The sequence below is a fragment of the uncultured Campylobacter sp. genome, assembly GCF_938039205.1.
Classification (GTDB): Bacteria; Campylobacterota; Campylobacteria; order Campylobacterales; family Campylobacteraceae; genus Campylobacter_A.
In genome coordinates this window covers 57,208-83,038 of sequence record NZ_CALHVM010000048.1, presented here as the reverse complement: position 1 = coordinate 83,038, position 25,831 = coordinate 57,208, and the positions used below count along the sequence as shown (strand labels likewise).

Below are 25,831 nucleotides of genomic sequence, written 5' to 3'. Positions count from 1 at the left end.
CCTTAGAAATTATACGTAAAGCCCAGATTAAACGTTCTTGGGTCGCCGTAGACCATCTTGTTGTTTCCGATGCCCTCGAAGTATTTTTTGTTAAACACGTTATCGATGTTTAGCTGGATATCGAAGTTTTTGCTTATCCTGTAGCCAAACATCAAATTTGCCAGCGTGTAGGCCTTTTGCGTGATTTCGTTTGCGCCGCTACCGACGTAAATTTTACTTTTATACTGCACTCCCGCACCCGCTCTAAAGTCCGCTATAGAGTATTTAGCAAATAGATTTGCCGTAGTGCGCGAGCTTTCTGTGTCAAATTTCTTACCGTCTGCGTCCTTGGCGTTAAAGTGAGTAAGCCCAAGACCTAGGCTTAAATTTTGATTTATCTCGCCGTTTACGTCTACTTCAAAGCCCTTGCTCGTCACGCCCTTTTTAGCTTCGTACGCGTCAGTCGTAGTGCCCGGGATCTTTTGTCCGGTTTTTGCGCCTAGCTTATCTTGTACGACCTTAAATACGTCAAAAGAGGCCGATAGCGCGCCGTCAAAATAATCTCCCTTTATGCCAAGCTCATAGTCTTTACCTTGGATTGGATCTAAGTATTTGTCGTTGATATCCTTTACGGTTTGGGGTTTAAAAATGCTTGTATAGCTAGCATAAAGCGTGTGGTTTTCGCCGATATCGTACGTGATGCCTAGATACGGCGTGATTTCTTGAGTGAAATTTCTATTTCCGTTGCCGCCTGTTATGCGGTACTTATAGTAGCTCATTCTGGCTCCTAGCAAAAACTTAAGCTCGTCCGTGATTGAGAATTTATTAGCCAAATATATGGCCTTTTGCACCGTTTTATCGGCGTTGTTTTGATCGGCGTAAGGCAGCTTCGGGTCGTCTAGGTGTAGGTTGTTAAAATCTATCCTAGTGCGCGCCGCATAGGCTAGGCCTGCCGGAGTCGTGCGGCTATTCCAGTAGCTACTGACGTTGTCGGAGCTTTTTTTATAGTTGTTGTACATAGCGCCGAAAACCGCCTCGTGGGGCAAGCTAAACGCTTCGTACGGCAGGTTTACGTAGGCGTCTACGTTGTGGATATTTTCCTCGCGTTTGTTTGCATAGACGCTAAGCCCGCTAACATCGCCCGTACCGTCTAAATTTACCTTGCCGCCGTAGTAGAGCAAATTAGTATCCGTATTTGCGCGGCGGAAGGAGTAGGAGAGATTTAGGCTGGCTTCGTTTTCAAAATAGTGCCTAAAATCGGCATAAACGTCAAAAGTCTTGATATCCCATCTAGTCCAAGGCTGCGAGAAAATTTCATTTTTACTAAACTCGCGCCTAACGTCGTTCTTGTAAAACGCAGGCATTCCTCCCCAGCGTATGCCATGGCGCTTTAGCTCCTGATAAAAAGCGCCTAGGCTTAGCCACGAGCTATCCATGATATCTGCATCAACAACGCCGTAGATAGCGGTGTTTTTACGGTTATAGTAGTCCATATACGAGCGAGACCTCTCGTGCATAAAAGACGCCCTAGCTCGCACGTTACCATCGGCAGTTACGGGAGTCTGCACGTCGCCCGATACGCCGTATCTATCGTAAGAGCCCGCACTTAGTTTGAAATTTCCCGTCAATTCTTTTGAATTTGCTCTTTTTCGGATGAAATCTAAGCTAGCCGCTGGATTGCCTGCACCCGCTAGTAGGCCGTTTGCGCCCTTTACGACCTCGACGCGCTCATACGGCAACATGCTCATATCGTTTGCGCCTAGGCTAAATCCGCCGAAACTTGGCATCGAATCAAGCAAATAATAATCTATCTTAAAGCCTCTAGCCGTAGGATATACGCGCTCATCCCACTTGCTAAGCGTGACGCCCGGGATATTTCGCAAAAGCACCTGATAGTCGTTGATATTTTGATCCTTTAGCCTGGCCTCGGTGATGACGGTTAGCGACTGAGGCGTTTGGCGCGAGGTGAGGTCTAGCCTAGTAGTACTTTTTACGAGCTCTTTTGCGTTGTATTTTACGTCGTCGCGCCTTTGTTCGCTAGTTACCTCGACGGCATCAAGCGTCTCTTTGCCTGCTACGTTCCCGCCGTTTTGAGCGGCTAAAATTTGAACGGACGCGAGCAAATTGATAGCCGCAACCGAAAACAAAATTTTATTTCTCATCTTTTTCTCCTTTTAAAATTTGATCTTTTTATCCATAAATAAATCCCCGAAACGCTAAGCGCAAGCGGAGCTAGCCCACACAAAAACCAGATAAATTTGGTCGCTGCATTATAGTCGCCGTAGTGAGCGCGCCTAAACGTCGATAAAAATTTATCCGTTTTGCTTGCTAGCTCTATATATTTTACATCGATTAAATTTGCGCTATTTTTATCGTAAGAAACGGTGCTTGAGTACTGGCTATGAAGGAAGCTTTGCTGTGGTTTTTGTCCGTAAAGCGTGATATTTGCGCCCTCAAAAAACGGAAAGCTAACGTAGTGCGTCTCAAATCCGGGCATATCCGAGGCTGCTTTTTGTACCAGGGCGTCGATTGAGATATTTTTGTCGTAAATTTGCGGACCGATTACGAATTTTGAATTATCAAAAGGCGGCATAAACACAAACCTAAGCTCCCACCAAGCACCGCTAAGCGCGACCGCAAAGATAACGGGCGTCGAAAAAACGCCGATCAATTTGTGCGAATCGCTCATAAAAACCGCCATGCACGCAAACCGAAGGCGCAGCAAATTCGCCCAAAAGTTTCGGTAAACGATGAAACCGCTAATCGAAATAATAAAAGCAAAAATCGCCGTCAGCCCAAGCAAAATTTGACCGCTTTTTTTAAGAAGCAAATTTTCGTGAAGCTCGGTCATGACGCCGATAAATCCGCTATCGTGCGGCACGAGGTCGCTTTTTATCTCTCCGCTAAAAGCGTCCAGATACACGCACGCCCACTCTTTTTCGCCCGCGCCGTGCTCTAGTAGCCAAATTTTGTCCGTTTTTTGCGGATCTACGTCGATATTCCAACCTACGATCTCGTGATGCGGATACTCTTTTTCTATTTTTTCTCTTAGTTCGTCAAATTTTAGCCTCTTTTTATCGTTGCCGTCTGCTACATAGATGACGCCTGGCATTAAAATATTATTTATCTCATCTTTATAAACTAAAACCGAACCAGTAAAGCATGCGATAACTAGCGGAATGCAAAATATGAGTGAAATATAAGTATGAATTTTATACATCGTCTTTTTGTCAAGTATACTCACGTTTAAAATTTGTCCTTTTAAAATTTACTTTAAATCGGCGCGGATTTTAGCATTTTAATAATTAATAATTTCTAAAATCATTATCAAATAAATAAGGAATCTATATTTTGCGTTGAATATTTAAAAACAGGGTTTAGCAGAGGCAGACGAATGCAAAATGACAAATTTGTTACGTTAAATTACGGAAATCAATTTAATGTGGTCTCAAAGCAAAATCGGCTTTTTAGTTTAATCAAAATCAGCGCCCAACGGTCGAGCAATCACCGAGCGCAAATTTGATACAAGTCTCACCGAAAACAAACTCAAATTTAAGCCCTAAATTTCCTCTCTTTTATAAATTTTACTCACGAATTTATCTATCTTATACACCGCACCAAAGAGCGCTGGCACCACAAGTAGCGTTAATAGCGTAGAGCTAATGAGCCCCGAGATCACCGAGATCGCCATAGGAGAGTTGCCCTCGTATCCCGCGCCTCTGCTAAGCGCAAGCGGTAGCATCGCAAATATCATCGCAAAAGTAGTCATCAGTATCGCTCGCAGTCTTTTGACGCCAGCGCGAACGATAGCTTCGTTTAGCGGCGCACCCTCGTTTGCGTAGCGGTTGGCAAAATCCACGACTAAAATCGCGTTTTTACCCACCATACCAAAAAGCAAGATCGCGCCGACCATCACAAACAAGCTAAACGAGTTGCCGCTAAGATACAGTCCGACAGCCACGCCGCCAAATGCCAGCGGCATCGAGATCATGATGATGAGCGGCAAAATAAAACTCTCGTAAAGCGCGGCCAAGATCATATAGATGAGCACGACGCTAAGGCTGATCGTAAAGACAAAGGCCGCGTTCGTGTCGTTCATCATCTCGATAAAGCCCGTCATCACGTAGTCGTAGCCCGCGGGTAAAATTTGACCGATATTTTCGTCAATACCCTTTTGCACGGCGCCTAGCGGGACGTTATCCACGTTTGCGACGATCCTGATCTGACGCTGTTTGTTAAAGCGGTTTATCACGGAAAAGGTCTTGCTCGTCTTAAACTCCGCCACCGCGCTTAGGCTTATACTCTCGCCGTGAGCGTTTTTGATCTTTAGTTTTTGCAGCGCCTGCGCGTCCTTGCGATACTCGTCGTCAAACCTCAGTATCATATCGTACTGCGCGTCGCCGTTATCAAAGCTACCAAGCCTATTTTGCCCAAAGGACGCGTATATCACCTGCGCGACCACGCTAGGATCGACGCTTAGGCGCTTGGCTTTGTCTTTATTTACGCTGATTTGTAGCTCGTTTATCTTGTCCTCGTTATCGCTACCCACATCCGTCGTGCCCTCTATCGCGCGCACCATGGCGATGGCTTTAGGTAGGATTTCGTCCAGCTTTTCCAGGCTATCGCCCGTGATCGTTAGCTGCACGGGCTCGCTGTCGCTGCCCGTATCGACATATGGTATCTGCAGGACTTTGACGCTGAGACCTTCAAATTTAAGCTTTTTTCTATATTCGTCCATTATCTGCGTTTGGCGCTCTTTTCGCGAATCAAAGCCCTTTAAGCGGACGTAAATTTTAGCCTTATACGCGTCTTTTGAGTCCGTGTAGCCAGCGATCATATACGAGTACTCGACGCGTGGATCACTATCTACCTCGCGCACGACCTCGCTAGCTCTAGCGCTCATAGCCTCGACCGAGATGCCCGGGCTTGCTTTTAAAAATATCTCAAACTGCCCCTCGTCCTCTACTGGCAAAAAGTCCATACCGACCTTGCCAGCCAGGCTCATACAAAGAGCCAGCACACCGAAGGTAAGGATAACAAACGCGGTTTTAAACCTCAAAATAAGCTTCAAAAGCCGCTCGTAACCGCTCTCAAGCACCTCAAAAAATGGCTCCGTCACGCGGTAAAATTTACTCTCGCCCTCACTCAAAAATCTCGCCGCCAGGCTAGGTATCAGCATAATGCAAACCAAAAACGACACAACGATACCGCCGCTCACACTCATACCAAAGGAGTTAAAATACTGCCCGATAATGCCCTCCATAAAAGCAATCGGCACAAACACGCAAAGCAGCACCGCGCTAATGCTAAGCACGCTAAATGCAATCTCGCGCACGCCCTCAAAGCTCGCTTTTAGCGGATTGCTCTCGCCCTCTTGCATCTTTTTGGAGATATTTTCCACGACCACGATCGCATCGTCGATAAATATACCGATACCAAGCGTGAGAGCCAGCAGCGTGAGGCGGTTTAGATCAAAGCCCAAAACGTCGATGATAAAAAACGTCCCCACGATACTAGCCGGGATCGCGAGCGCGGCGATGATGGTCGCGCTAAAGCTTCGCAAAAAGAAAAAGACGATGACGACCGTGAGCGCGACGCCCAGCATCATGTCAAATTTGACCTGATTTATGTGCTTTAGGATGCTTTCGCTCTTTTCATAAACCCGCTCTACTTCGTAGTTTGCGCCTAGTTTTGCGGCTAGTTCGCCGGTTTTAGCTTTGAGCGCATCTATCGTCTCGATCGTGTTTGCGCCGCTTACTTTTATAGCGTCAAGCAGCACTCCGCGCTTGCCGTTATACATCGCAACGGCGTCGGTGTCGTGATGAGATAGCTCAATGCGCGCGACGTCTTTTAAAAACACGTCCTTTTGCAGGCGGATCTCCTCTAGCTCGCGCACGCTTTTAGCGTCGAATTCGCTCTTTAAAAATATCTCGAATTCGCTATTTTCCAGCTTACCTAGCGGTGCTTTTAAATTTTGCGATTTGATTATATTTATGACCGAGGCCGCGGTTAGAGCGTATTTATCGAGTTTAAACGGATCAAGGTAAATTTTAATCTCAGGCTCCAAAAAGCCCTTATCATCGACCTTGCCCACGCCTTTTACGCGCTGCAAAAACGGCTTTGCTTCGTCTTTTACCGTTTGCATGAGTGCGGTTAAATTTTCATCCTTTCGGCTAACGAAAAAGCTCGCCACCTTGCCGCTGTCGCTGTTGATTTTCTCTATCTCGGGCTGCGCGTCCAGCTTTGCCTTTGCGACCTTGTCGCGCACGTCGTTCGCGGCGACATCGATGTTTTTCTTGAGATTAAACTCGACCGTGACGATGCTGAGGTTGTTAAAGGTATACGACCTAATCTTTTTGATACCGTCTATTGTCGAGACCTCGTCCTCAATCTTTTTAGTGACCCTGCTCTCGATGAGGCTCATGTCGCCCGGCGCATAGGTCGTGATCTTAACCAGCGGGATGACGACCTCGGGAAAGAGATTTACCGGCATCCTATGAAGCGACATCGCGCCAAAAAATACGAGCGCGACGAAAAACATCAGCGTCGTAATCGGGCGATTTATGGCTAGTTTATACATTTCGAGCCTTCGCTAAAACGGGCCTTTTGCGTCAAATTTACCCGTCCGCCCTGCTGCGCAAAAAGCGTTTGGCGTTTAGCGGCTAGTAAAATTTGCGCCGCATCAAATTCGGGATTTAAATTTACGCCGCCTTGTTTATACGATAAATTTGACCCGCTCATCAAATTTGCATTTTTCGAAGCGGAGTCAAATTTAACGCGTGCCGAATTTGAACTCAAATTTATCTCGCTTTTCATCTGCGACGTCAAATTTGAAACCCCCTCTACGCAGACGCTCGGTTTCTCGTCATAAAATTTCACGCTCGCAAGTCCGCCGTTTTTAAAGCCGTCAAATTTAAGCCCAGACGTTTTATTTGCGTCCTCTTTTTTAGGCTCGGCATCCGTTTCAACCTGCGAATCTGAGACGATATATCCCTCGCCAAAAAGCCCCGGCGTCAAATTTCGCGCCCGTACTTCGGCGTAAATTTTGCCGTTTTTCGTGTCGATAGTCGGATAGATGAGGCTGATCTCGCCGCGTCTTTCCTCATTTTCACCGTCTAATTTATAGATAAATTCGCTGCCGATTTTCACGCGGTCTTTAAATTTTTCATCAAAGCTAAGTTTGAGCTTCACGTCCGGATACGAAAAAATCAACATCAGCTTTTGCGCTACGCCGCCCACGCCCTCGCCGACCTCGATGCTCTTGCCAGATATCGTCCCGCTAAAAGGCGCGAGTAGCCGCGTATCATCAAGCCTCTTTTGCGCCAAATTTAGCGCCAGATGCGCCCTGTTTTCGGCTAGCGCGGCGTTTTTAAAATCAAACTCCGCATTTTCAAAAGCCTGCTTCGAGCTCACGCTTTGAACGAGCTTAAATTTATCCAGCACGCTTTTTGCGTGGGCTTTTGCCGTCTGCGCGCTCTCTAGGTCGTTTTGCGCGAGCTTTACGGCTAGCTTTTCGCTCTCGTTTTCAAGCTCGAGTAGCACGTCGCCGCGCTTTACCGCGGAGCCGATTTCTACATTTACGCTCTTTACGATACCGACGGCTTTTAGCGCGAGCTGCGCGTCTTTTGCGGGCGCGACGTCAAAGCTCGCGTAAATTTTATCCTGCGCGCAAAGCGCAACCGCCGCGCTCAGTAAAAAAAGTAAAATTTTATTCATTTGCGCTCCGTTTTTTCGATATTTTCAGCGATTTTGCCGCCGCGCTCATATAGATACTCCGCCTTTTTGATCTCAAATTTACTCTTGCTTAGCTCCAGAGCGCTGCCTGCGCTAAAGCTCTGCGCGGTCGCGTTTAAAAACTCGACGTATCCGAGCAGCCCGGCTTCATACTTTTTGCTAACGGCATTTAGCGAGGTTTGCGCCGAGTTTAGCGCACTTTTGCCGGCGGCGATCTTTTGCTCGAGCGTCTTTAGGTCGTTTTTGATATTTGCTAAATTTAGCTCGTTTTGCAAGCGCTTTTGATCTAAATTTAACTTCGCTTGCAGCGCGCTTATGCGCTTTATTTCGCGCTGCTTTTTGTTCGCGCCAAAATCAAACGCCTTCCAGCTAAAGCCCAAAATCAGCTCGTTTGTATTTAAATTTGGCTTAAAAAAGTCGTCAAAATACGGCTCCAGCGCACTTCTATACTGCGCCGGCAGCAAATTTCTATCGTAATGAGTGCGCATAAAGGTGTAGGTATTTTTTATGAAAATTTGCGGGTTCGTCTCGGACGCGGTTATCTTTTCGTCCTCCAAAGCCGCGGCAAAATTTAGCCTAAGCGCCTCAAGCTCGGGCTTTGCGCTCTTTGGCGGCACGGAATTTTCCTCGTCCGTAAAAGCGATCCTAGAGCCAGCCACAGGCTCTATACATCTGCCCGTTAGCGCGTAAATTTGATTTTTTATCTCGTTTTGATTTTGCGAGATCTCGAGGCGTTCGGCCAGCGCCATGGCGTATCTGGCGTTTACCGCTTCATACTCGCTCTCGTCGCTAAGTCCTGCGCGGTAGTATTTTTCCAGCCTATTTAGCGCGTTTTTTAGGTAGTTTATCTCGCCCTCTTTTGCCAGCGCGAGCTCACCCAGCGACAAAAAGCCAAAATAAAGCTTAGTCGCGTTAAACGCAAGCAGGTTTTGATACTCCTCGTTTTTTAAAATTTCAGCCGCACTAAGGTGCGAAAGCGAACTTAGCAGAGCCTCGCGCTTGCCGCCGTCATAAACGGCAAGCTCCAAAATCGCCCTTGCCGTGGCGGCTCTTTGCGGGCGCAGGACGTTTATGTCGCCGCTTAAAAAGCTATATCCGCCCTCAACCATGAGACTTGGCATATACGCACTTTTTACTGCGTCCTTTTGCAGTTGCGCTTTTTGCGGTTCGTAGTTTGAAATTTGAGCTAAATTTGAGCTCTGCGCGGCTAAAATCAGCTCGTGCAAATTTCCTTCAAATTTAACCTCCGAGCCGCCTAAAAAAACGCAAAAACTCAAAAATATATAAATTTTTTTCATCTAAACCCTTCCCTATTAGCTCTGGGCGGCGCGGGCTAAATTTGAGCGGGTTTGCGCCGCCTGAAGTCTGGCGCCGTAGGTGAAATAAAATGAAAATTTAAGCGGCGCGCGGAGCATTTTTAAGATTATAGCGATAAAAAACCTAATGAAAGCTTTTAACGAGGTTCATGACGAGTAAATTCCACCCGTCGACGAGCACGAAAATAAGCAGCTTAAACGGCAGTGAAATCATCGTCGGCGGCAGCATCATCATACCCATCGCCATAAGCACGGAGCTAACGACCATATCGATGACCAAAAACGGCAGATAGAGCAAAAAGGCTATCTCAAACGCCGTTTTCATCTCGCTAATCATAAACGCGCTCATCACGACCGTGAGCGGGATATCGTCGAAGCTTTGCGGGTTTGGCATATTTCTGATACGCAAAAACAGCGCCAGATCCTTCTCTCGCGTATTTTTTATCATAAACTCGCGAAACGGCTTCACGCCACGCTCAAAGGCCTCTTGGTAGCCGATTTGCTCGCTTAGATAGGGCTTCACACCCGCTTCGTAGGCTTGCTTACCCACAGGCTCCATGATAAAAAACGTAAGCACCATCGCAAGGCTAATAAGCACCGTAGAAGGCGGCATCTGCTGCGTACCCATCGCCTGGCGTAAAAACGAAAAAACGATAATGAGCCGCAAAAAGCTCGTCATCATAAAAACCAGCGATGGCGCGAGCGTGAGGACAGTAAGGACCAGCAGGACGTTTAGCGAGCTAACTAGCTGTGTAGGCGTAGTGGGCGCGCTTAGGCTGAGATTTACGGTCGGGATCGTTACATTATCCTCGCCGATCGCGACCGCCGCAAATATAAAAAACAGCAAAAACGTCAGTTTTTTCAAATTTACTCCTGCGCGTCCAGTATGCTTTTTTGCGTTTTGGCTTTGTCGTCTAAATTTAACGAAACGAAGTGAATCTCAACCCTGCGGTTTTTCTCCCTGCCCTGCTCGGTAAAATTCGTCGCGAACGGCTCAAATTCGGCCTTTGCTGATGCGGTTAGCTTTTTAGGATCGACGCCGTCTTTTATAAGTTCGCTAACTACGCTAATAGCTCTAGCTGACGATAGCTGCCAGTTGTCTTTAAACTCGGCAGACGCCGGCTGCTCGCTGTCGGTATGTCCGATCACGTTTGCTACGACGTCTGGCGGTAGTTTGGCTATCACCATCGCGATACGTTTTAAAAACAGCAGCGCATCGTCGCTTTGCAGCTGGGCGCTGTCTTTTGCAAAGAGTAAATTTGCCGGCAACCTAATCACAAATCCGCTCTCACTCTCCTCAAACGTAACCTCAGGCGAGCCGCTAGCGTGCAAAAGCTCGTTGATAGAGCGCAGCGTCTGCTCGAAATTCGACTTCACGCCCGTGCGCTCTTTGTTTGAGGTGGCGTGGTCGTCTTGGTTTTGCTCAGCACTGACGTCGGGTTTCGCGCCGCCCTCAAGCACACCCAAAGCCCCGCTTAGCGAGCCGATCGCAGCTTCTAGCTTCTTTGCGTCCATCGTACTCATAGAAAGAAGCAGTACGAAAAAGCAAAGCAACAGCGACATCAAGTCGCCAAACGCCGCGAGCCACTCGGGCAAGCATTTGGGGCAGTCGCTTGGATCGATTAACTTTTTAGCCATTTTTTCTACTTATCAAACTGACTGACGCGGTCTTTAGGCGGTAAAAACGATAGTAGCTTCATCTCGAGCGTCCTAGGGTTGTCGCCGGCTTGGATCGCCATTATGCCCTCTAGCATCAGCACTTTTGCCGTGCCTTCGTCCTTATCGCGGATGCTCAGGATGTTTGCCACGGGCGAGCCTAGGATGTTTCCTATCATCGCGCCGTAAAGCGTCGTGATGAGCGCAACCGCCATCGAAGGACCGATAGCTGAGGGGTCTGACATATTCATGAGCATCGCGACCAGACCGATGAGTGTACCGATCATACCCATCGAGCCCGCAAAACCCGCGATTTGCTCAAAAATTTTGATATTATCGCCGTGTCTGGAGCTAGACTGCTCCATATCTATCTCAAGCAGCGTCCTGATGGCGTCTGGTTCGTTGCCGTCAACCGCCATAGATAGACCCTTTTTTAGAAACGGATCGGTTTCGTTATTTGCATCGCTCTCAAGCGCCAGGATACCGTCGCGGCGGGCTTTTGTGGAGTACTCGACCATTTTTTTTACGATTTCTGGGAGATTGTAGGTTTTTGGTTTTACCGCGATGCCGTAAAACGTACCTAGTTTTTTTATCTGCTCCATCTTAAAGCCGATCATCAGCGCGCAAATCGTACCGCCAAAAACGATCAAAACCGAGGGAATATCGATGTAAGCTCCGATTCCGACGCCCATTTGCATCGAACCGAGCAAAAGCACCATAATAACTATCCAACCAACGAGGCTACCTAAATCCATCTTGCAACTTTCTATTTAAAAATTTTAGTTTGTATTTTAGTTTTTTTTAGTTGAAAAAACAGTTAAACTTAGATTAGCTTTTTGCAAAAGGCGTTCCAAATCGACATAAAATTTTTTAAATTTTGCGTTTTTGGTCATATTTCGTTTTTTTGGCACTTTTCTTGACCAAATTTAAATGCTTATTTTTTTAAAATTTAATTTAAAAAACGAAGCGAAATTTTAAACAAAAACAAAAGGCGGCGTCTTGCGATGAGCGTAAATTTGACGAATTCATTGCTCGCACACATAAAAGGCAAATTTATCTAAGCCTTTTTTGGCTTAAACGCCCTTTTTGCCGTCATATAAAAGCCACTAAATATAAAAAGCGCCATCAAAAGCGAAACTATCGACCACAAAATTTTACCCGCAAGCCCGAAAAAATATCCTGTATGCAGCTGATAGTTCGTACTTTTTACCATGCCTACGGTTATGCCCTCGGTTTGCTTTTGCTCAGCCATCTTGCCCTCTTTTACGTTTACGGCGGTCATTTTCGGACGAGCGGTGCTAGGCGCGTCCGGCTCGTAGTATCTGACGTTTATCTTATCTCCGACCGCGAGCATCAGGCTAAATTCCTTATACTCTATGCCGCTTGATCTGAATATCTCATAAGCCTTCTGTACATCGCTAAATTTATACTCGGCGTTCTTTTTACCCTCTGCTTTTGCGGGCGCGCCCTCTTTGCGCTCGGCCTCTTTTGGTAAATTTTGCTCGCTAACAAAAAGCTCCGTCACAGCGCCGTTATACCAGCGGTACGACCACATGAGCCCGGTTAGGCAGATGATGAGATAAATCACCGCGCTCAAGGCGCCAAAACTCGTGTGTAGGTTGTGAAAAAGGGCGTATTTTTTGAGTTTAAAATTCGGCTTTATCGCCTCGACAAATTTGCGTTTTATCCTTGGAAAATGCAGCCAAACACCGCTTATTACAAGCACTATCATCGCGACCGTACTAGCGCCCACGATCTGCTTGCCCACTTCGCCCGCGGTTTTGTTGCCCGCTAGCGCAAGGCCCAAATTTCGGTGCAGCGACATCGCTACGCGCACAAAAGTAACTCCATAGTCCTTGCCGATGATCTGCGCGGTATATGGATCGACCAGATAAGCATCGCTATTACTAGCATAAATTTTGATCGCTTCGTTTCCGTTTTTTGGTAGCACGAGCCTTGCGGGTTGCTTAACGCCCGTTTGCTCGCTAAAGCTTTGCAAGATTTGCTCCACGCTTAGCATTTTGCCCATTTTTTCGACTTTGACGGCGTTTAAATTTATAAGCTCCTCAAGCTCGTGCTGATACGACAAAATCCCGCCCGTAACGCCGATAATAAGCAACGGAATAGCAAAAATAATCGATAAAATAAGGTGGAGATTAAACAAAAACTGATTTCTTCTTAAGGCCTTTTTTAAAAACGAAAGCAAGCAACATCCTTTAAATTTTGATTTTGATTATTTTTAAAACTAGTGATTATATTGATTAATGCTTAAGAATTTGTTAAGTCCAAAAAGCATTAATCGCGCATTTAGCAAATTTGAGATAAAATCGCTCAAATTTAAATAAGGAAAAAAGATGAGCGATATCGGTGTAGTGGTGCTTGCCGCTGGGCTTGGCACGAGGATGAAATCAACTAAACCAAAGGTGCTTTTCGAGCTTTGCGGAGAGCCGATGATCATACATATTTTACGCAAAGCTTACGAGATCAGTAGCGACGTGAGCGTAGTTTTGAGCTATCAAAAAGAACTCGTCGAAGCCAAAATCAAAGAAATTTTCCCTCAAACTAAAATTTACGAACAAAATTTAAAAGAGTTCCCTGGCACTGCGGGCGCGCTAAAAAACATCCCGCTAAATAGCGAAAAAACGCTGATTTTGTGCGGAGATATGCCGCTTATCAAAACCAACGACTTGATCCGCCTAAGCGCGGGCAACTCAGACATCTCGCTAAGCGTTTTTGAGGCGGCAGACCCGTACGGATACGGCCGCGTGATCGTAAATAACGGTAAAGTCGAGGCCATCGTCGAGCAAAAAGACGCGACCGAGACGCAAAAAATGATAAAAAGCGCAAATGCCGGCTGCTACTGCTTTAAAAGCGAAGTTTTGCGCGAGATTTTGCCTCTCATCGGCAACGAAAACTCGCAGAAAGAATTCTACCTAACCGACGCGATCAAAATCGCAAACGAGCGCGGTCTAAAGTGCTGGGCCATCAGCGTCGAAGAGCAAAATTTCATGGGAATAAACGATAAATTTCAGCTCAGTATCGCCCAAAATTTGATGCAGGACGAAATCAAGAAAAATTTGATGAAAAGCGGCGTGCTCATGCGGCTACCAAATAGCGTCTATATCGACTCTAGAGCCAAATTTGAAGGCGAATGCGTCATCGAAGAAAACGTAAGCGTCATCGGAGAGTGCGTCATCAAAAACTCCGTCATTAAAAGCGGCTCGGTCGTAGAAAACTCCGTCATCGAAGACTCCGACGTCGGCCCGCTCGCGCACATACGCCCAAAATGCGAGATCAAAAACACCCACATCGGAAATTTCGTCGAGCTAAAAGCAGCCAGACTAAACGGCGTCAAAGCAGGCCACCTAAGCTATCTTGGCGACTGCGAGATAGGTAGCGGCACAAACGTAGGCTGCGGCACTATCACGTGCAACTACGACGGCAAAGCCAAACATAAAACGATAATCGGCAAAAACGTCTTTATCGGCTCTGATACGCAGCTAGTAGCCCCTGTAAAAGTCGGCGACGACGTGCTAATCGCTGCAGGAAGCACCGTAACTAGCGACGTGCCAAGCGGCGCGCTAGCCATCAGCCGCACGAAACAGGTAAATAAAGAAGGCTTTTTTTATAAATTTTTTAACGATACGAAAAGCGACTAAAATGCTAAAAAATAAAAAAATTTTGCTCGCGGTTTGCGGCAGTATCGCGTTTTATAAAGCTTATGAAATTTTATCCGCGCTAAAAAAAGAGGGCGCGGACGTGCGGGTTATGCTTAGTGAAGGAGCGCTTAAATTTTGCTCTGAAGCGGGCTTTGAAGCGCTGTGCGAGCATAAAATTTTAACCTCGCGCACGGAGAGTTGGCAGGACGGGCTAAATCACATCGCCTACGCCAAAACCGATCTAATCCTCATCGCGCCTGCGAGCGTAAATACGATAAACAAGCTTGCAAGCGGCATTTGCGATAGCGTCTTTATGCAGACTCTGATCGCGAGCCCCGCTCCCCTACTCATCGCGCCCGCAGCCAACGACAAAATGATAAATCACTTCTCCACGCGCAAAAATTTCGAATTTTTAGCGGCAAACGGCGCGAGATTTATCGAGCCGTTAGAAAAAATCCTAGCCTGCGGCGACACAGGCAAAGGCGCGCTGGCCGATCTTTCTACGATCATCTACGAAACCAAAAGGATGCTTGCTGAACCCAAATTTAAAGGGCAAAAAGTGATCGTCACGGGCGGCGCCACGAGCGAAAAGATCGACGACGTAAGAGCCGTGACGAATCTATCTAGCGGCAAGATGTCGCGAGCGCTTGCTGACGCATTTTACTACGCGGGCGCGGACGTGACGCTGATAGCCAGCTTTGAGACGACAAACGCGCCTTATAAAACGCTCAAATTTCAAAGCTCGGCGGAGCTAAAAGAGCTACTGCATGCAAATTTGGCGGACGCAAATTTGCTCGCGATGGCGGCTGCGGTTAGCGACTACGTTCCAAAAACCAAATTTGAAGGCAAGCTAAAAAAGCAAAACTTAGGCGGAATTTGGACGCTAGAACTCACTCAAAACGATGATGTTTTGGGCTCTTTGGCAGGTTTTAAAAACGTAAAAAAAATCGGCTTTAAAATGGAAATGGACGGCGCAAACGCCATGCAAAACGCAAAAAATATGCTTGAGAAAAAGAGCCTAGACGCCGTTTGCCTAAACGTGCTTGGCGGCGATATAAATTTCGGCTCGGATAGCACGCAAGTAACCTTTATCACGCGACATGACGCGCAAAATATCGCGCTAACATCCAAAGATGACGCGGCGCGCCAAATCGTAAATTTAGCAAGCAAGCTATGATAAATCCCGTCTCACGAGTGCAAAAAATCGCAAGCGGCGGCGCGGGCACGGCTCTAAACGCGAGCCTGCCCATCAGCATCAAAGTCGCCGAAAAGACGGGCTATAATCGCTACAATCTCAAAATGGGCAACAAAATTCTAAGCACAAAAAGCATGAAAAGTCTCGACGTGGACGGCGAATACTGGGGCGAGATCGCAAGCGGCACCGAAAATATCGTGATAAGAAATCTCTTTAAAAAGCCAAATTTAGCATACGCTGCGCCTGATGGGCTAGCGCTAATAGAAAGACTGATAAGCGAGCCCGATCTAAACTGGTTTTATGAATATATATTTAACGGTCTTAGTACGGCAGACTCGCGGGAATCGTTTGAAAATCTAGCTCAAATGCTACTTGCGCTACAAAAAAATATCATTAATATTTCGTTTGTTTATAACGGCATAAAAGGGGTTTTTCAGATGAAATTTGACGGAGCTAAAACGAGTCAAATTTACCTTGTTTTTTCAAATTTCGCTCCGATTATTTTCACGCTAAAAGGCGCTCAAATAATCAGCGCGCAGACGCCGTTTGACAAGGTCGCTAGGCTCTTGCGAAATGAATTTGACTGCGAAACTCAAACGACGCAAAACATCGCCGCTTTTTTTAATCCCAGCGGCAAAATAATTGATTTTAAGGGCTAAAATGAACGAGCTAAATCACCTCGCGATCATAATGGACGGCAACGGCAGATGGGCTAAGCGCCGCGGTTTGCTACGTACCAAAGGGCACGAAACTGGCGCAAACGTCGTGGAGCAGATGTGCGAGTTTTGTATCGACGAGGGCGTGGCGGTGCTGAGCTTATACGCATTTAGCACCGAAAACTGGAAGCGCCCAAAGAGCGAAGTGGCGTTTTTGATGGATCTTTTGCATAAATTTTTGCTATCAAAACGCGATAGTTTTATCAAAAACGGCATCAAATTTAACGTTATTGGCGACGAAAGTCCGCTAAGCGACAAGCTAAAAAACGAGATAAACGAGATCAAAAACGCAACTGCACAAAACTCGCGGCTAAAGCTAAATTTAGCTCTAAACTACGGCGCGAAAGATGAAATTTTAAGATCATTTAGGAGATTTTGCGAAAAAAACGGCGGCAAATTTGACGCCGAAAAATTAGCTTTAAATTTGAGCGAAGATAGCTTACAAGAGTGCCTCGACGAGCCCGCGCCCATCGACCTTCTCGTGCGCACGGGCGGCGAGCAGAGACTATCAAATTTCATGCTTTGGCAAGCTTCATACGCCGAGTTTGCCTTTACGCCTACGCTTTGGCCAGATTTCACGCGCGAGGAGCTGGCCCAGATAACGGCAAAATTTAAAAAAAAAGATAGAAGATTTGGCGGGCTTTAAAATTTGATGTTTTTGGCTGCCGCTATCTTTTAAATTTATGTCGTTTTATTTGATTTGCTCGCTAAAAAAGTGCCTTTAAATTTGACAAATAAAAGCCTTGCCGCAAAGCCGTTTTCCATAAATTTTCAACCGAAAACTTTAAATTTAAAATCATTCAAGGCAATATTTCGCTAAAATCGCCTTTAAATTTTGTGTTTTATGCTTTTTGCGGCGCAAATAACGAGTCAAATTTTAGCTCAAATCGCGCGACAAATTTGCGCAAACATTGCTTAAAAACGTCGCCGCTAGCTCAAAAATAATCGCAAGCAGCCAAATGCATTATAAATTAAATTAGGAGAGTTATGATTTTCGCCGTTGTATTTTTTATTTTATTATTTTTTATCTTGGGCGCCGTAGTCGGCAGCTTTAGCAACGTCCTGATCTACCGCATGCCGCGCGGCGAGAGCATAAATTTTCCCGCCTCACACTGCCAAAGCTGCAAAACTCCGCTAAAACCGTATCATAACATCCCGATTTTTGCGTGGCTATTTTTACGCGGCAAGTGCGCGTTTTGCGGCGAAAAAATCAGCTTTCAGTATCCTCTAGTTGAGCTTGCTAGCGGCCTGCTTTGCGTGCTTGCGTATTGCGTTGAGACACACGGACTTGAGCCTCTTACGGACGGCTTTTACGCCGCGATTTTTAAGGCGGCGATGCTTGGTATCTGCTTTATCTTGCTGCTAGCGCTTAGCCTCATCGACTTTCGTTATAAAGCCGTTCCCGATCCGCTACTTTTTGCCAGCGTCGCTTTTTCACTACTTTACGGCTTTAATCTACCCGCCTCTTTTGACTCTGATGAGCTTTTGCGCGCCTTTGATTCGTTTATAAACGCCGCGATTTTTATGTTTGCCTTTTGGCTACTGCGCGCGGTCGTTAGCCTAGCCCTTAAGCGCGAAGCCATGGGCTCTGCGGACATCTTTATCGCGGGCGTTATGGGTGCGATCTTGGGCATCAAGCTTGGCCTCATGGCGATCTATGTCTCGGCGCTACTGACGCTGCCTGCATACGTCATCGTGCGAAAGCGCGGATATGAGCTGCCTTTCGTGCCGTTTCTAAGCCTTGCTACGCTCATCGTTTATGCGTTTAAGGAGCAATTTATCTACATATTGGGACTGATTTATGGATAGGACGGCGCGTTATCTTTTCTCAAACTTCCTAAGTACGTTCGCATCGCTATTTGCGACGCTTTTTCTCATCATGTCGATCGTGTTTTTCATCCAGATCGCGCGTATCACGTCGTACATCGAGATCACCTTTATAGAGCTTTTTAAACTCTATATGTTTATGCTGCCTAGAGTGTTGCTTTTTACCGTTCCTATCGCGTTTTTCGCATCGCTTGCGCTCATGTTTTTCAGGCTTTCTCGCGAAAACGAGAGTATAGTACTTTTTACGCTCGGATATTCGCCAGTTAAGATCGCTAAATTTTTCCTCATCGTTAGCGGCGCGGTCTCAATCTTTCTCATTGTAACCGCGATAATACTGATCCCCACAGCTGCGGAGCTAAACTCAAATTTCGTCTCGTACAAAAAAACCGTCGCCAAGCTAAATTTAAAAACGACCGAATTCGGACAAAAATTCTCCGACTGGATGGTCTTTATCCAAAACGAAAAAAACGACGAGAACGGCACTCTTTACGAGGGCGTGACGCTTTATTCGCCAAAAGAAGGCGCGCATAGATTCGTTCTAGCTAAAAACGCTCGCCTAACCAACAATAACGCCGTGCTTGAGTTTACGCTATCAGAGGGTAAAATTTACGATATGAGAGACGCCTCATGGCATAAAACCGACTTTGGCACGATGAAAATCAGCACCGCCCAAGAGGACAGCGTCGCGCAGACGAAGTCGTTTGTGCAGTATTGGCAGGCAATGAGCGAGGATAAAAAACGCGCCAAAGACTTCGCAACCTACGTTCTTATCGCGCTTTTTCCGCTAGCTACGACGCTTTTTGCTTTGAGCCTTGGTATCGTAACCTACCGCTACGAAAAAGGCTTTGTGTATTTTGGGATATTTGGCGTACTATTCGGGTATTTTACGCTCATTATGCTCTTTAGCTCGCGCGTTTTTATCGCGATTGCGGCGATATTTTTGCTATTTTTTATCGCCTCGATTTTTAGCTTTAGGGCTAAAATTTTAAAAAGATACTAAGTGCGGCTTAAACTCGTTTTTAGCTACGACGGGTCGAAATTTCAAGGCTCGCAGACACAGCCGCACGAAAACGGCGTCGAGGATGCTCTGGGTGCGGCTCTAGCGCATGTAGGGATCTTTAGCAAAATAATCTCCAGCTCGCGCACAGACAAGGGCGTGCACGCAAACAATCAAGTAGCCTGCGTGGAGTGCGGCGAGCATTTTAAGGACTTTGCGCGCCTAAAAGCTCTCATCAACCGCCACGCCCATCCGGCTATTCACGTCAAATTTATAAGTCGCGTTAAAGACGACTTTCACCCGCGCTACGACGCTAAGGCGCGCGCATATCGATACGTCATCAATCACGGCGAGTTTTCTCCTTTTTTATCGTCTTGCGAGACTTTTTTACCAAAATTTGACCTAAATTTAGCAAACGAACTACTCGCACTTTTTGTCGGAGAACACGATTTTAGCGCGTTTATGAAGCTTGGTAGCGATATCAAAAGTCCAGTGCGGCGCGTCGCAAAAGCGTTTTGTTACGAGCGCGGCGAACAAACGATTATCGTTTTTAAAGCAAACGGCTTTTTGCGCGCCCAGGTTCGCCTCATGGTCGCTAGCGTTTTAAAGGCGCTTGAGCTTGCCAAAAGCGGTAAATTTAGACAAACGCAGGCACAGGAGTTTAAATTTGAGTGCCCAGAGGCGGCAAATTTGAGAGCAAATTTAAACAAAAACAGCCACGATAATATCCTGACGAAAAGCCACGAAGGCGCAAATTTAACCGCCGAACATGCGGTTTGCGTCGCCTCAAAATTTGACGCTAAAAACTCAAATTTAAACGAAGTCGCAAACAACTGCCGAGATGAAAATTTCCTCAAAGCAAAAGAGCTTTTGCGCCAGGCTATCTACGAGCAAAAGCCGCTAACGCGCATCCCCGCACCGCCAAACGGTCTTTATTTAAACCGAGTTTTTTACGAATGAGAAATCAAAAAATAAAAGAAGCTATCGCTGCCGTAACGCAAAAGCAAAATGAGTGTAAAAAAATAGTCAAAAAATACGCTACATTTATGACTATAACGACATTTGTCACACCAATACTAATTTTTATTATTATGGAGCGACGCTTTGAAATATTCTTTCTTTTATTTGCAGTCATCCCAATATACGTCACGCCGAGGATTCCAAAAGTAGAAAAAACGCTGGAAGAGTTATAGAAGCTTCTACAAAAATGTTTTTGTTAGCACGGTAATTGCCGATATAGATAGCAATTTTACATACGAGCCTCAAAAAGGCATCAGCGCAAACGAATTTTATAAAAGCGGAATATATAGGCGCGTAAATTTTTACGGCGAAGACCAAATAAGCGGTACTTATGCTAATGTCAAATTTCGATTAAGCGAGGCTATAAAAGTAGAAAAAACATATGACTCAAACGGCTCAAAAAACCCTTATCTGGCGCTTTTGAGAGTAAGCAAAGTCATATACGACGAATATATGGACTTTAACGGTACAGTACTAGTCTGCGAGTTTTATAAAAATTTCAAAGGACAAACGATACTAGCCGATAAGAAGGTGCTAAATACGAAAATATCTGGCGAAAAAGAGGTACTTGATGATACGGAGTTTAACAACGAATTTCGCGTATTTACCGACGACAAAATAGAAGCGCGCTATCTTTTAAGCCCCGGTTTTATGCAACGCCTACGCGAGGTTAAGCAGGGTTTTGACAGTGCCGTATCGCTAAGCGCGGCGTTTATGGACAATAAATTCTATCTCTTTTTAAACGGTGCAAAAAACCGTTTTGAAAGTTCACTATTAGACCCGCCGCTAAGCCTTTCTGATGCACAGGCCATAAAAGACGAAGTCTTGCGGCTATTACGCGTCATAGACGAGTTAAATTTAAGCCTTGACGTTTATAAATAATTTTGCTTCGGCAGTAAATTTCGCCAACGACGAGCTTAAAATTTGACCGTAAATTCAGTCGGAAATTTAAATATAGATTTTAGCTAAACGCGCAAAAACTTTGTAATGCCGTGCAAAGCGGGTCACTCGCAAAGGACGCCTATTCTCAAATTTAATGACGCTAATCTAAAAATAAATACAGCCAGCATTCGCTCGTAAATTTGAGCCAAATTTACAAAATATCCCGCTGCCCTTTTGCGTTCATCGGGCTCAGAACGCCCATTTGCTCCATTTGCTCGATGATCGTAGCTGCGCGGTTGTAACCGATTTTTAGGCGGCGTTGTAGATAGCTAATCGAAGTTTTTTGCTCGCTTAATACGATCTCTTTGGCCTCTTCGTAGAGCTCGTCTAGCTCGCCTGCTACGGCGCCGGAGCCTGTGCCCGCACCGCCGCTAGCGCCCTCCTCGGCTAAAAATCTCTCGTCATAGACCACCTCTTGCTGCGCTTTTAGGAAATTTACTATCGTGTCGATCTCCTTCTCGCTCGCAAACGGCGCGTGCAGCCTGATGACGCCGGGGCTTCCAGGAGGGGTAAACAGCATATCGCCGCGTCCCAGCAAGCTCTCCGCGCCCATTTGATCTAGGATTACCTTACTATCGATACGCTGGCCGACGCGGTAGCTGATGCGGCTAGGCAAATTTGCCTTTATGAGCCCCGTCACGACGTCCACGCTAGGGCGCTGGGTGGCCACGATGAGATGTATGCCGCTAGCTCTGGCCATCTGAGCTAGACGTCCGATGTATAGCTCCACGTCCTTGCCGCTAGTCATCATGAGATCGGCCAGCTCATCGATGATCACGACGATATACGGGAACTGCTCGCCGCCCTCCTCTTTCATTTTTTCGTTGTAGCTTTCGATGTTTTTGGTGCGAGTGTGACTCATGATCTTGTAGCGGCGCTCCATCTCGGCGACCATGTTTGATAGCGCGGTGATAGCCTGCTTAGCCTGCGTGATGACTGGAGTTAGCAGGTGCGGGATGTCATTATAGATGCTAAATTCCAGCATTTTTGGATCTATCATCATCAGGCGCAGCGTCTGCGGGCTGTTGCGATATAGCAGACTTAGTAGCATCGCGTTTATACCTACGCTCTTGCCGGATCCCGTCGTGCCCGCGATTAGTAGGTGAGGCAGCTTTTTTAGATCGGTGATAAAAGGCGCACCGACGATATCCTTGCCTAGCGCGATAGTTAGCGGACTGCTCGAGTTTTTGAAAACCTCGCTATCTAAAATTTCCTTTAGATAGACGGTTTCGATGTTTTTATTAGGCACTTCGATACCCACGACGTCTTTGCCGGGGATCGGCGCCTGGATGCGGATAGTCTGCGCGCGTAGAGCCATCGCAAGGTCGTCTTGTAGGGTTAAAATTTTACTCACCTTGATGTGCGGTGCCTGACGAAACTCAAACGTCGTGACGATAGGACCCGTGTAGGTGCGCACGACGTCGCCATCTATTTTAAATTTGCGCAGTTTATCGAGTAGATCGGAGATCTTTTGATCGATTTCGGCTTCGTTTACGCTGTTTGATCTTTTAGGCGGATCAGCTAAAAATTTAAGCGGCGGCAACGCAAAATCCTTAGGTTTTTCGACCTTGCCTTTTTCCATTTGTTCGAGCAGTTTTTTATTTTCGGCGACTTCATTTAGGATCTCGACGCCGTTTATAGTAGTACTTTTTTCTTCTAAATTTGACTCGCCTTCATCCTGCGCTTCGTCTTCGTCGTCCGGCTCGTCTTCGTCCTCTAGCTTTTCGCCGTTTTCCTCGCTCAAATTTGACTCGCTTTGAGCTTTAGGCTTTTTGATTTGTCTAGGTTTTTTTTGCAATTTTGGTTTAACCTCACCCATATTTTCAAATTTATCTTCATTGGCACTGGGCTCGACGAAAGCCTTTTTTAGGATAGCTATGATGTTATCCTGCGCGATGAGACCAAAGCTAAGTACAAAAAGCATCAAGATAAAGACCCACATGCCTATCACGCCGGCGACGTCTTTTAGCGCATCATTTATGCTGTTTGCAACCAGTCCGCCGTAGCTAGCGTCCGCACCTGATTGAAACATCAAAAACGCCAAAAATAGCAGCGTCGCTCCAAGCGTCATCTGAGCAAATTCGGCGTTAAAGCCGTTAAAATATTTGTAAATATAATACGCAAAAAATATAAAAACAAAAGGGTAAACGTAAGCTATAAAGCCAAAAAGCTTGAAGTTCCAAAGCCCGATCGCGTTGCCAAAGCTACCTACGAAATTTGCCGCGGGCGCGATGGTGGCGATCCCGAAAAATATCAAAAAACAAACAACTACGACTAAAACCGATTCTCTTAAAATGGCGCGTCCTTTTAAATTTAGTAAATTTAAATTTGCGAGAGCGCGAAATTTGGGCCAAATTTATCAAAATTTGACCCTATTTTCGCTCCGCCCGCTTTGATAACGAAACTTTAATAAAACCGTAGATTATAGCGAGTTTTTACATATAGTTTAATAACGAAAGCTGGTTTATCTTAGCCACGGACTGTAGCATCGCCTGATACGACATCATTTTTTGCATGAGATTCATATAGGTCTCGCCGTAGTCGGCGTTTGTGATATCGGCCTTGACGGTTTTTACGTTTACCTCCATGACGCTAGCGTGCGTATTGGTCTGTATTAGCGTATTTGTTTGATTGCCCACTTTAGTGTGGATTTTGTTTACGTGGTCGGCGATGTGATCTAGCCTCTCGATCGCGCCTTGGATACCGGAATTGCGCGGATGTTCGCTCTCGCTGTCGGCGCGGTACTGGCCACTTCTAACGGCCTCTATCATCCTATCCAGGTCATCAAAAATATCCACGCTCGGGCTATCTATCTCGATACCGTTGTTTGCGGAAAAACTCCACAGAGAGCCGTCTCCTTGCTTGGTTGCAGGCGTAGTGCCGGTGCTATCTCCGTAAAATTGATCAGAATTTGCCTCGTCGTAAATTCCAACTTTTATCGGCGTGACAGCGTTTTGCTTGTCGGTTACTTTTATACGGCCACGGTGATCCATGTTTGCCTCGACGCTGCCTTGCGAATTTGCGATGGCTTGTTTATAGGCGGCATAGTCGGCTTGAGTGTTGCCACCGGCACCCGCAGGGACGCTATCGCTAGCGACCATGCCGATGATATCGTTTAGCTGCCTAAAGGTCATATTTTTTGACTGGGTAGTTCTACCCTCGGTCGTCGGCGGGTTTGTGGTGTCGTTGTAAAAACTATCCCAAACCTCAGTCGTGTACGTAGTGCCGTCAGGCCTTGTTATATTTACCCGCGCGTTGCCTGAGGTTGCAGGCGGTACGGCGGTGCCAAAAAGCACGTCCACCTTATAGTCTCCGCCGCTTTTAGATTTGATCTGCATTTTTAAGGCTTGGTCGTTTATATCATATTTGTCTCTTTCGCCAGGATATAGCTCTTTTGAGCCCACGACTTGGCTTAGAGTAGTGTTATCGTCGGCAAATTTACCAGTACCGCGCTCTACTTGCGATACAGTGCCTATTAGGTTTCTGCCCTCTTGCTTTAAATTTATCTTGTCGTAGTCGTAAGCGTTTGTAACGGCGCCGTCTAAGTCTTCGTATTTGCTCTTAACGAATTCAGTGATTTCATAGTCGTCTGGGTTTGCCTGCACCATGGCTTCGAGCGGATTTGCGCCGCTAGTTAGGCTATCTATCGTATCAAACGCACTAGATGCTCCTGCTATACCGCCCGCTAGAGCATCTGCATTTGCCACTTTTTTCGTCGCCGCTATCATATGAAAATCGATAACCTGATTGCCCTTGCTTAAGTCTTTTACGTTGATTTGGCCTTGATTGTTTATCGTTACTTCGACGACTTTATTAGTAGGAGTGTTGCCGTATTCGGTGCCGATTTTTTCTAACAGGTCGTTTATCGAAGCGTCCGAAGTCATCTTAAATTTACTCGTAAAGCTAGTGCCGTTTGGCTTTTTACCCTGCAAGAAAAACGTCGTATCCTGAAACTGCCTAACGCCGGTTCCGGTAAAATCTTGATTGGTTAGAGTTTTTTCGTCTTTTACATATTTAAAACCGATTAGATCGCGCATTTTGTGTTCGCTATCGATATAAACGGTTTTATTTTTATCGTCTAAATTTTGCGCTTTTAGCATTGTGTTGGAGGTGACTTTTTTATTATAGTCGCCGTCCTTGCCCAAAAATAGCTCATGGCCGTTTTGGTTGTAGGTCAAATTTACCTGAGCTCCGCCTACAGCTTTCATAGTTTGCGCATTGCCGAAATACTCATTTGTATCGCCGTTTATAGGTTTTGTATTTATAGCGCTTCCAGAGAATAAAAACTGCCCGTTGATCGAGGTGTTTGCGATGTTTACTAGGTGATTTTTGATGCCCTGAAGGTCGTTTGCGATGGCTTCCCGCGATGTTTGCGAGTGGATTTCGTTAGCACCCTGAACTAATTTTGTTTTAAAAGTCTCAAGCTGCTGCTTAAATTCACCCAAAGCCTTATCTGTATTTTTTGAAAAGTGTTGCGCCTTTGACGTCGCCGTTTGCACCTGCTCAAGCGTCGCAACCTCGTAATCAAGCCGCATGCCGTCGTTATAGACGCTACTATCCTCAAAAGAATTTTGGATTTTTAGACCGCTTGAAATTTGCGTATTTAGCTTGTAAAGCGCTTTCATATTGGTCTGATAGTCGTAGTTATTCGTAAATTTCATCAGCTGATTTGTCATTCTCATCGCATTTTTCCTTAAATTTAATTGAGCTCTTGCAAGCAAATAAAGTTCCACTCGTTATATCGTCAAATTTCAAAATTTATTTAGTTTTAGATATGATTTTGCCAAATT

General features: G+C 46.0%; 20 protein-coding genes. 9 read left to right on the top strand and 11 right to left on the bottom strand.

From position 1 onward, the window contains the following. Window positions 1-2: 2 nt before the first annotated feature. The 9 genes from Q0394_RS06665 to Q0394_RS06625 all read right to left on the bottom strand — a co-directional run bounded on the left by Q0394_RS06665 (window position 3) and on the right by Q0394_RS06625 (window position 12,891). Window positions 3-2,141, bottom strand: a complete 2,139-nt coding sequence (locus Q0394_RS06665) for a TonB-dependent siderophore receptor (RefSeq protein ID WP_298946347.1) — start codon at window positions 2,139-2,141, stop codon at window positions 3-5. After that, window positions 2,138-3,223 carry a PepSY-associated TM helix domain-containing protein gene (locus Q0394_RS06660; protein ID WP_298946346.1) on the bottom strand — a complete coding sequence of 362 codons (1,086 nt, stop codon included), beginning with the start codon at window positions 3,221-3,223 and terminating at the stop codon, window positions 2,138-2,140. Before Q0394_RS06660 ends, Q0394_RS06665 begins: the two co-directional genes overlap by 4 nt. A 315-nt stretch (window positions 3,224-3,538) precedes the next feature. Further along, a complete protein-coding gene (locus Q0394_RS06655; RefSeq protein ID WP_298946344.1) occupies window positions 3,539-6,559 on the bottom strand; it encodes an efflux RND transporter permease subunit in 3,021 nt (1,006 codons plus the stop codon). Continuing rightward, a complete protein-coding gene (locus Q0394_RS06650; protein WP_298946342.1) occupies window positions 6,547-7,695 on the bottom strand; it encodes an efflux RND transporter periplasmic adaptor subunit in 1,149 nt (382 codons plus the stop codon). The genes Q0394_RS06655 and Q0394_RS06650 overlap by 13 nt, the downstream gene beginning before the upstream one ends. Next, window positions 7,692-9,011, bottom strand: coding sequence for a TolC family protein (locus Q0394_RS06645; protein WP_298791020.1), 1,320 nt, complete (start codon window positions 9,009-9,011; stop codon window positions 7,692-7,694). The genes Q0394_RS06650 and Q0394_RS06645 overlap by 4 nt, the downstream gene beginning before the upstream one ends. A gap of 142 nt (window positions 9,012-9,153) precedes the next feature. Further along, entirely contained in the window at window positions 9,154-9,894 is a 741-nt protein-coding gene (gene fliP, locus Q0394_RS06640; RefSeq protein ID WP_298085778.1) for a flagellar type III secretion system pore protein FliP, read from the bottom strand. Between the two features lie 2 nt (window positions 9,895-9,896). Next, the gene (locus Q0394_RS06635; RefSeq protein WP_298946340.1) at window positions 9,897-10,667 is read right to left on the bottom strand and encodes a flagellar motor protein MotB; all 771 of its coding nucleotides are present in this window, start codon (window positions 10,665-10,667) and stop codon (window positions 9,897-9,899) included. A gap of 5 nt (window positions 10,668-10,672) precedes the next feature. Next, a complete protein-coding gene (locus Q0394_RS06630; RefSeq protein WP_009494312.1) occupies window positions 10,673-11,440 on the bottom strand; it encodes a motility protein A in 768 nt (255 codons plus the stop codon). A gap of 302 nt (window positions 11,441-11,742) precedes the next feature. Then, on the bottom strand, window positions 11,743-12,891 hold the full coding sequence (locus tag Q0394_RS06625) for a PepSY-associated TM helix domain-containing protein (RefSeq protein WP_298946339.1): 1,149 nt from the start codon (window positions 12,889-12,891) through the stop codon (window positions 11,743-11,745). Between the two features lie 148 nt (window positions 12,892-13,039). Between Q0394_RS06625 and glmU the strand changes: the two genes are divergently transcribed. The 9 genes from glmU (at window position 13,040) to Q0394_RS06580 (ending at window position 20,981) form a co-directional block, all read left to right on the top strand. Then, the gene (gene glmU, locus Q0394_RS06620) at window positions 13,040-14,344 is read left to right on the top strand and encodes a bifunctional UDP-N-acetylglucosamine diphosphorylase/glucosamine-1-phosphate N-acetyltransferase GlmU (RefSeq protein WP_298946337.1); all 1,305 of its coding nucleotides are present in this window, start codon (window positions 13,040-13,042) and stop codon (window positions 14,342-14,344) included. Between the two features lies 1 nt (window position 14,345). Next, entirely contained in the window at window positions 14,346-15,521 is a 1,176-nt protein-coding gene (gene coaBC, locus Q0394_RS06615) for a bifunctional phosphopantothenoylcysteine decarboxylase/phosphopantothenate--cysteine ligase CoaBC (protein WP_298946335.1), read from the top strand. Then, window positions 15,518-16,198 carry a hypothetical protein gene (locus Q0394_RS06610; protein WP_298946333.1) on the top strand — a complete coding sequence of 227 codons (681 nt, stop codon included), beginning with the start codon at window positions 15,518-15,520 and terminating at the stop codon, window positions 16,196-16,198. The genes coaBC and Q0394_RS06610 overlap by 4 nt, the downstream gene beginning before the upstream one ends. A 1-nt stretch (window position 16,199) precedes the next feature. Continuing rightward, a complete protein-coding gene (gene uppS, locus Q0394_RS06605) occupies window positions 16,200-16,901 on the top strand; it encodes a polyprenyl diphosphate synthase (protein WP_002950179.1) in 702 nt (233 codons plus the stop codon). Between the two features lie 341 nt (window positions 16,902-17,242). Further along, window positions 17,243-18,064, top strand: coding sequence for an A24 family peptidase (locus Q0394_RS06600; protein WP_298946331.1), 822 nt, complete (start codon window positions 17,243-17,245; stop codon window positions 18,062-18,064). After that, window positions 18,057-19,082 carry an LptF/LptG family permease gene (locus Q0394_RS06595; protein WP_298946329.1) on the top strand — a complete coding sequence of 342 codons (1,026 nt, stop codon included), beginning with the start codon at window positions 18,057-18,059 and terminating at the stop codon, window positions 19,080-19,082. Before Q0394_RS06600 ends, Q0394_RS06595 begins: the two co-directional genes overlap by 8 nt. Next, window positions 19,083-20,039 carry a tRNA pseudouridine(38-40) synthase TruA gene (truA, locus tag Q0394_RS06590; RefSeq protein ID WP_298946327.1) on the top strand — a complete coding sequence of 319 codons (957 nt, stop codon included), beginning with the start codon at window positions 19,083-19,085 and terminating at the stop codon, window positions 20,037-20,039. Further along, window positions 20,036-20,272, top strand: coding sequence for a hypothetical protein (locus Q0394_RS06585; protein WP_298946326.1), 237 nt, complete (start codon window positions 20,036-20,038; stop codon window positions 20,270-20,272). Before truA ends, Q0394_RS06585 begins: the two co-directional genes overlap by 4 nt. A 247-nt stretch (window positions 20,273-20,519) precedes the next feature. Beyond that, window positions 20,520-20,981 (top strand): DUF3137 domain-containing protein, encoded by a 462-nt coding sequence (locus Q0394_RS06580; RefSeq protein ID WP_298946325.1) that lies wholly within the window; start codon window positions 20,520-20,522, stop codon window positions 20,979-20,981. A gap of 211 nt (window positions 20,982-21,192) precedes the next feature. Here Q0394_RS06580 and Q0394_RS06575 read toward each other — a convergent pair whose 3' ends face one another. Beyond that, window positions 21,193-23,298 carry a DNA translocase FtsK gene (locus tag Q0394_RS06575; RefSeq protein WP_298946323.1) on the bottom strand — a complete coding sequence of 702 codons (2,106 nt, stop codon included), beginning with the start codon at window positions 23,296-23,298 and terminating at the stop codon, window positions 21,193-21,195. Window positions 23,299-23,476: 178 nt separating this feature from the next. Next, the gene (locus Q0394_RS06570) at window positions 23,477-25,723 is read right to left on the bottom strand and encodes a flagellin (protein ID WP_298946321.1); all 2,247 of its coding nucleotides are present in this window, start codon (window positions 25,721-25,723) and stop codon (window positions 23,477-23,479) included. Window positions 25,724-25,831: the final 108 nt, after the last annotated feature.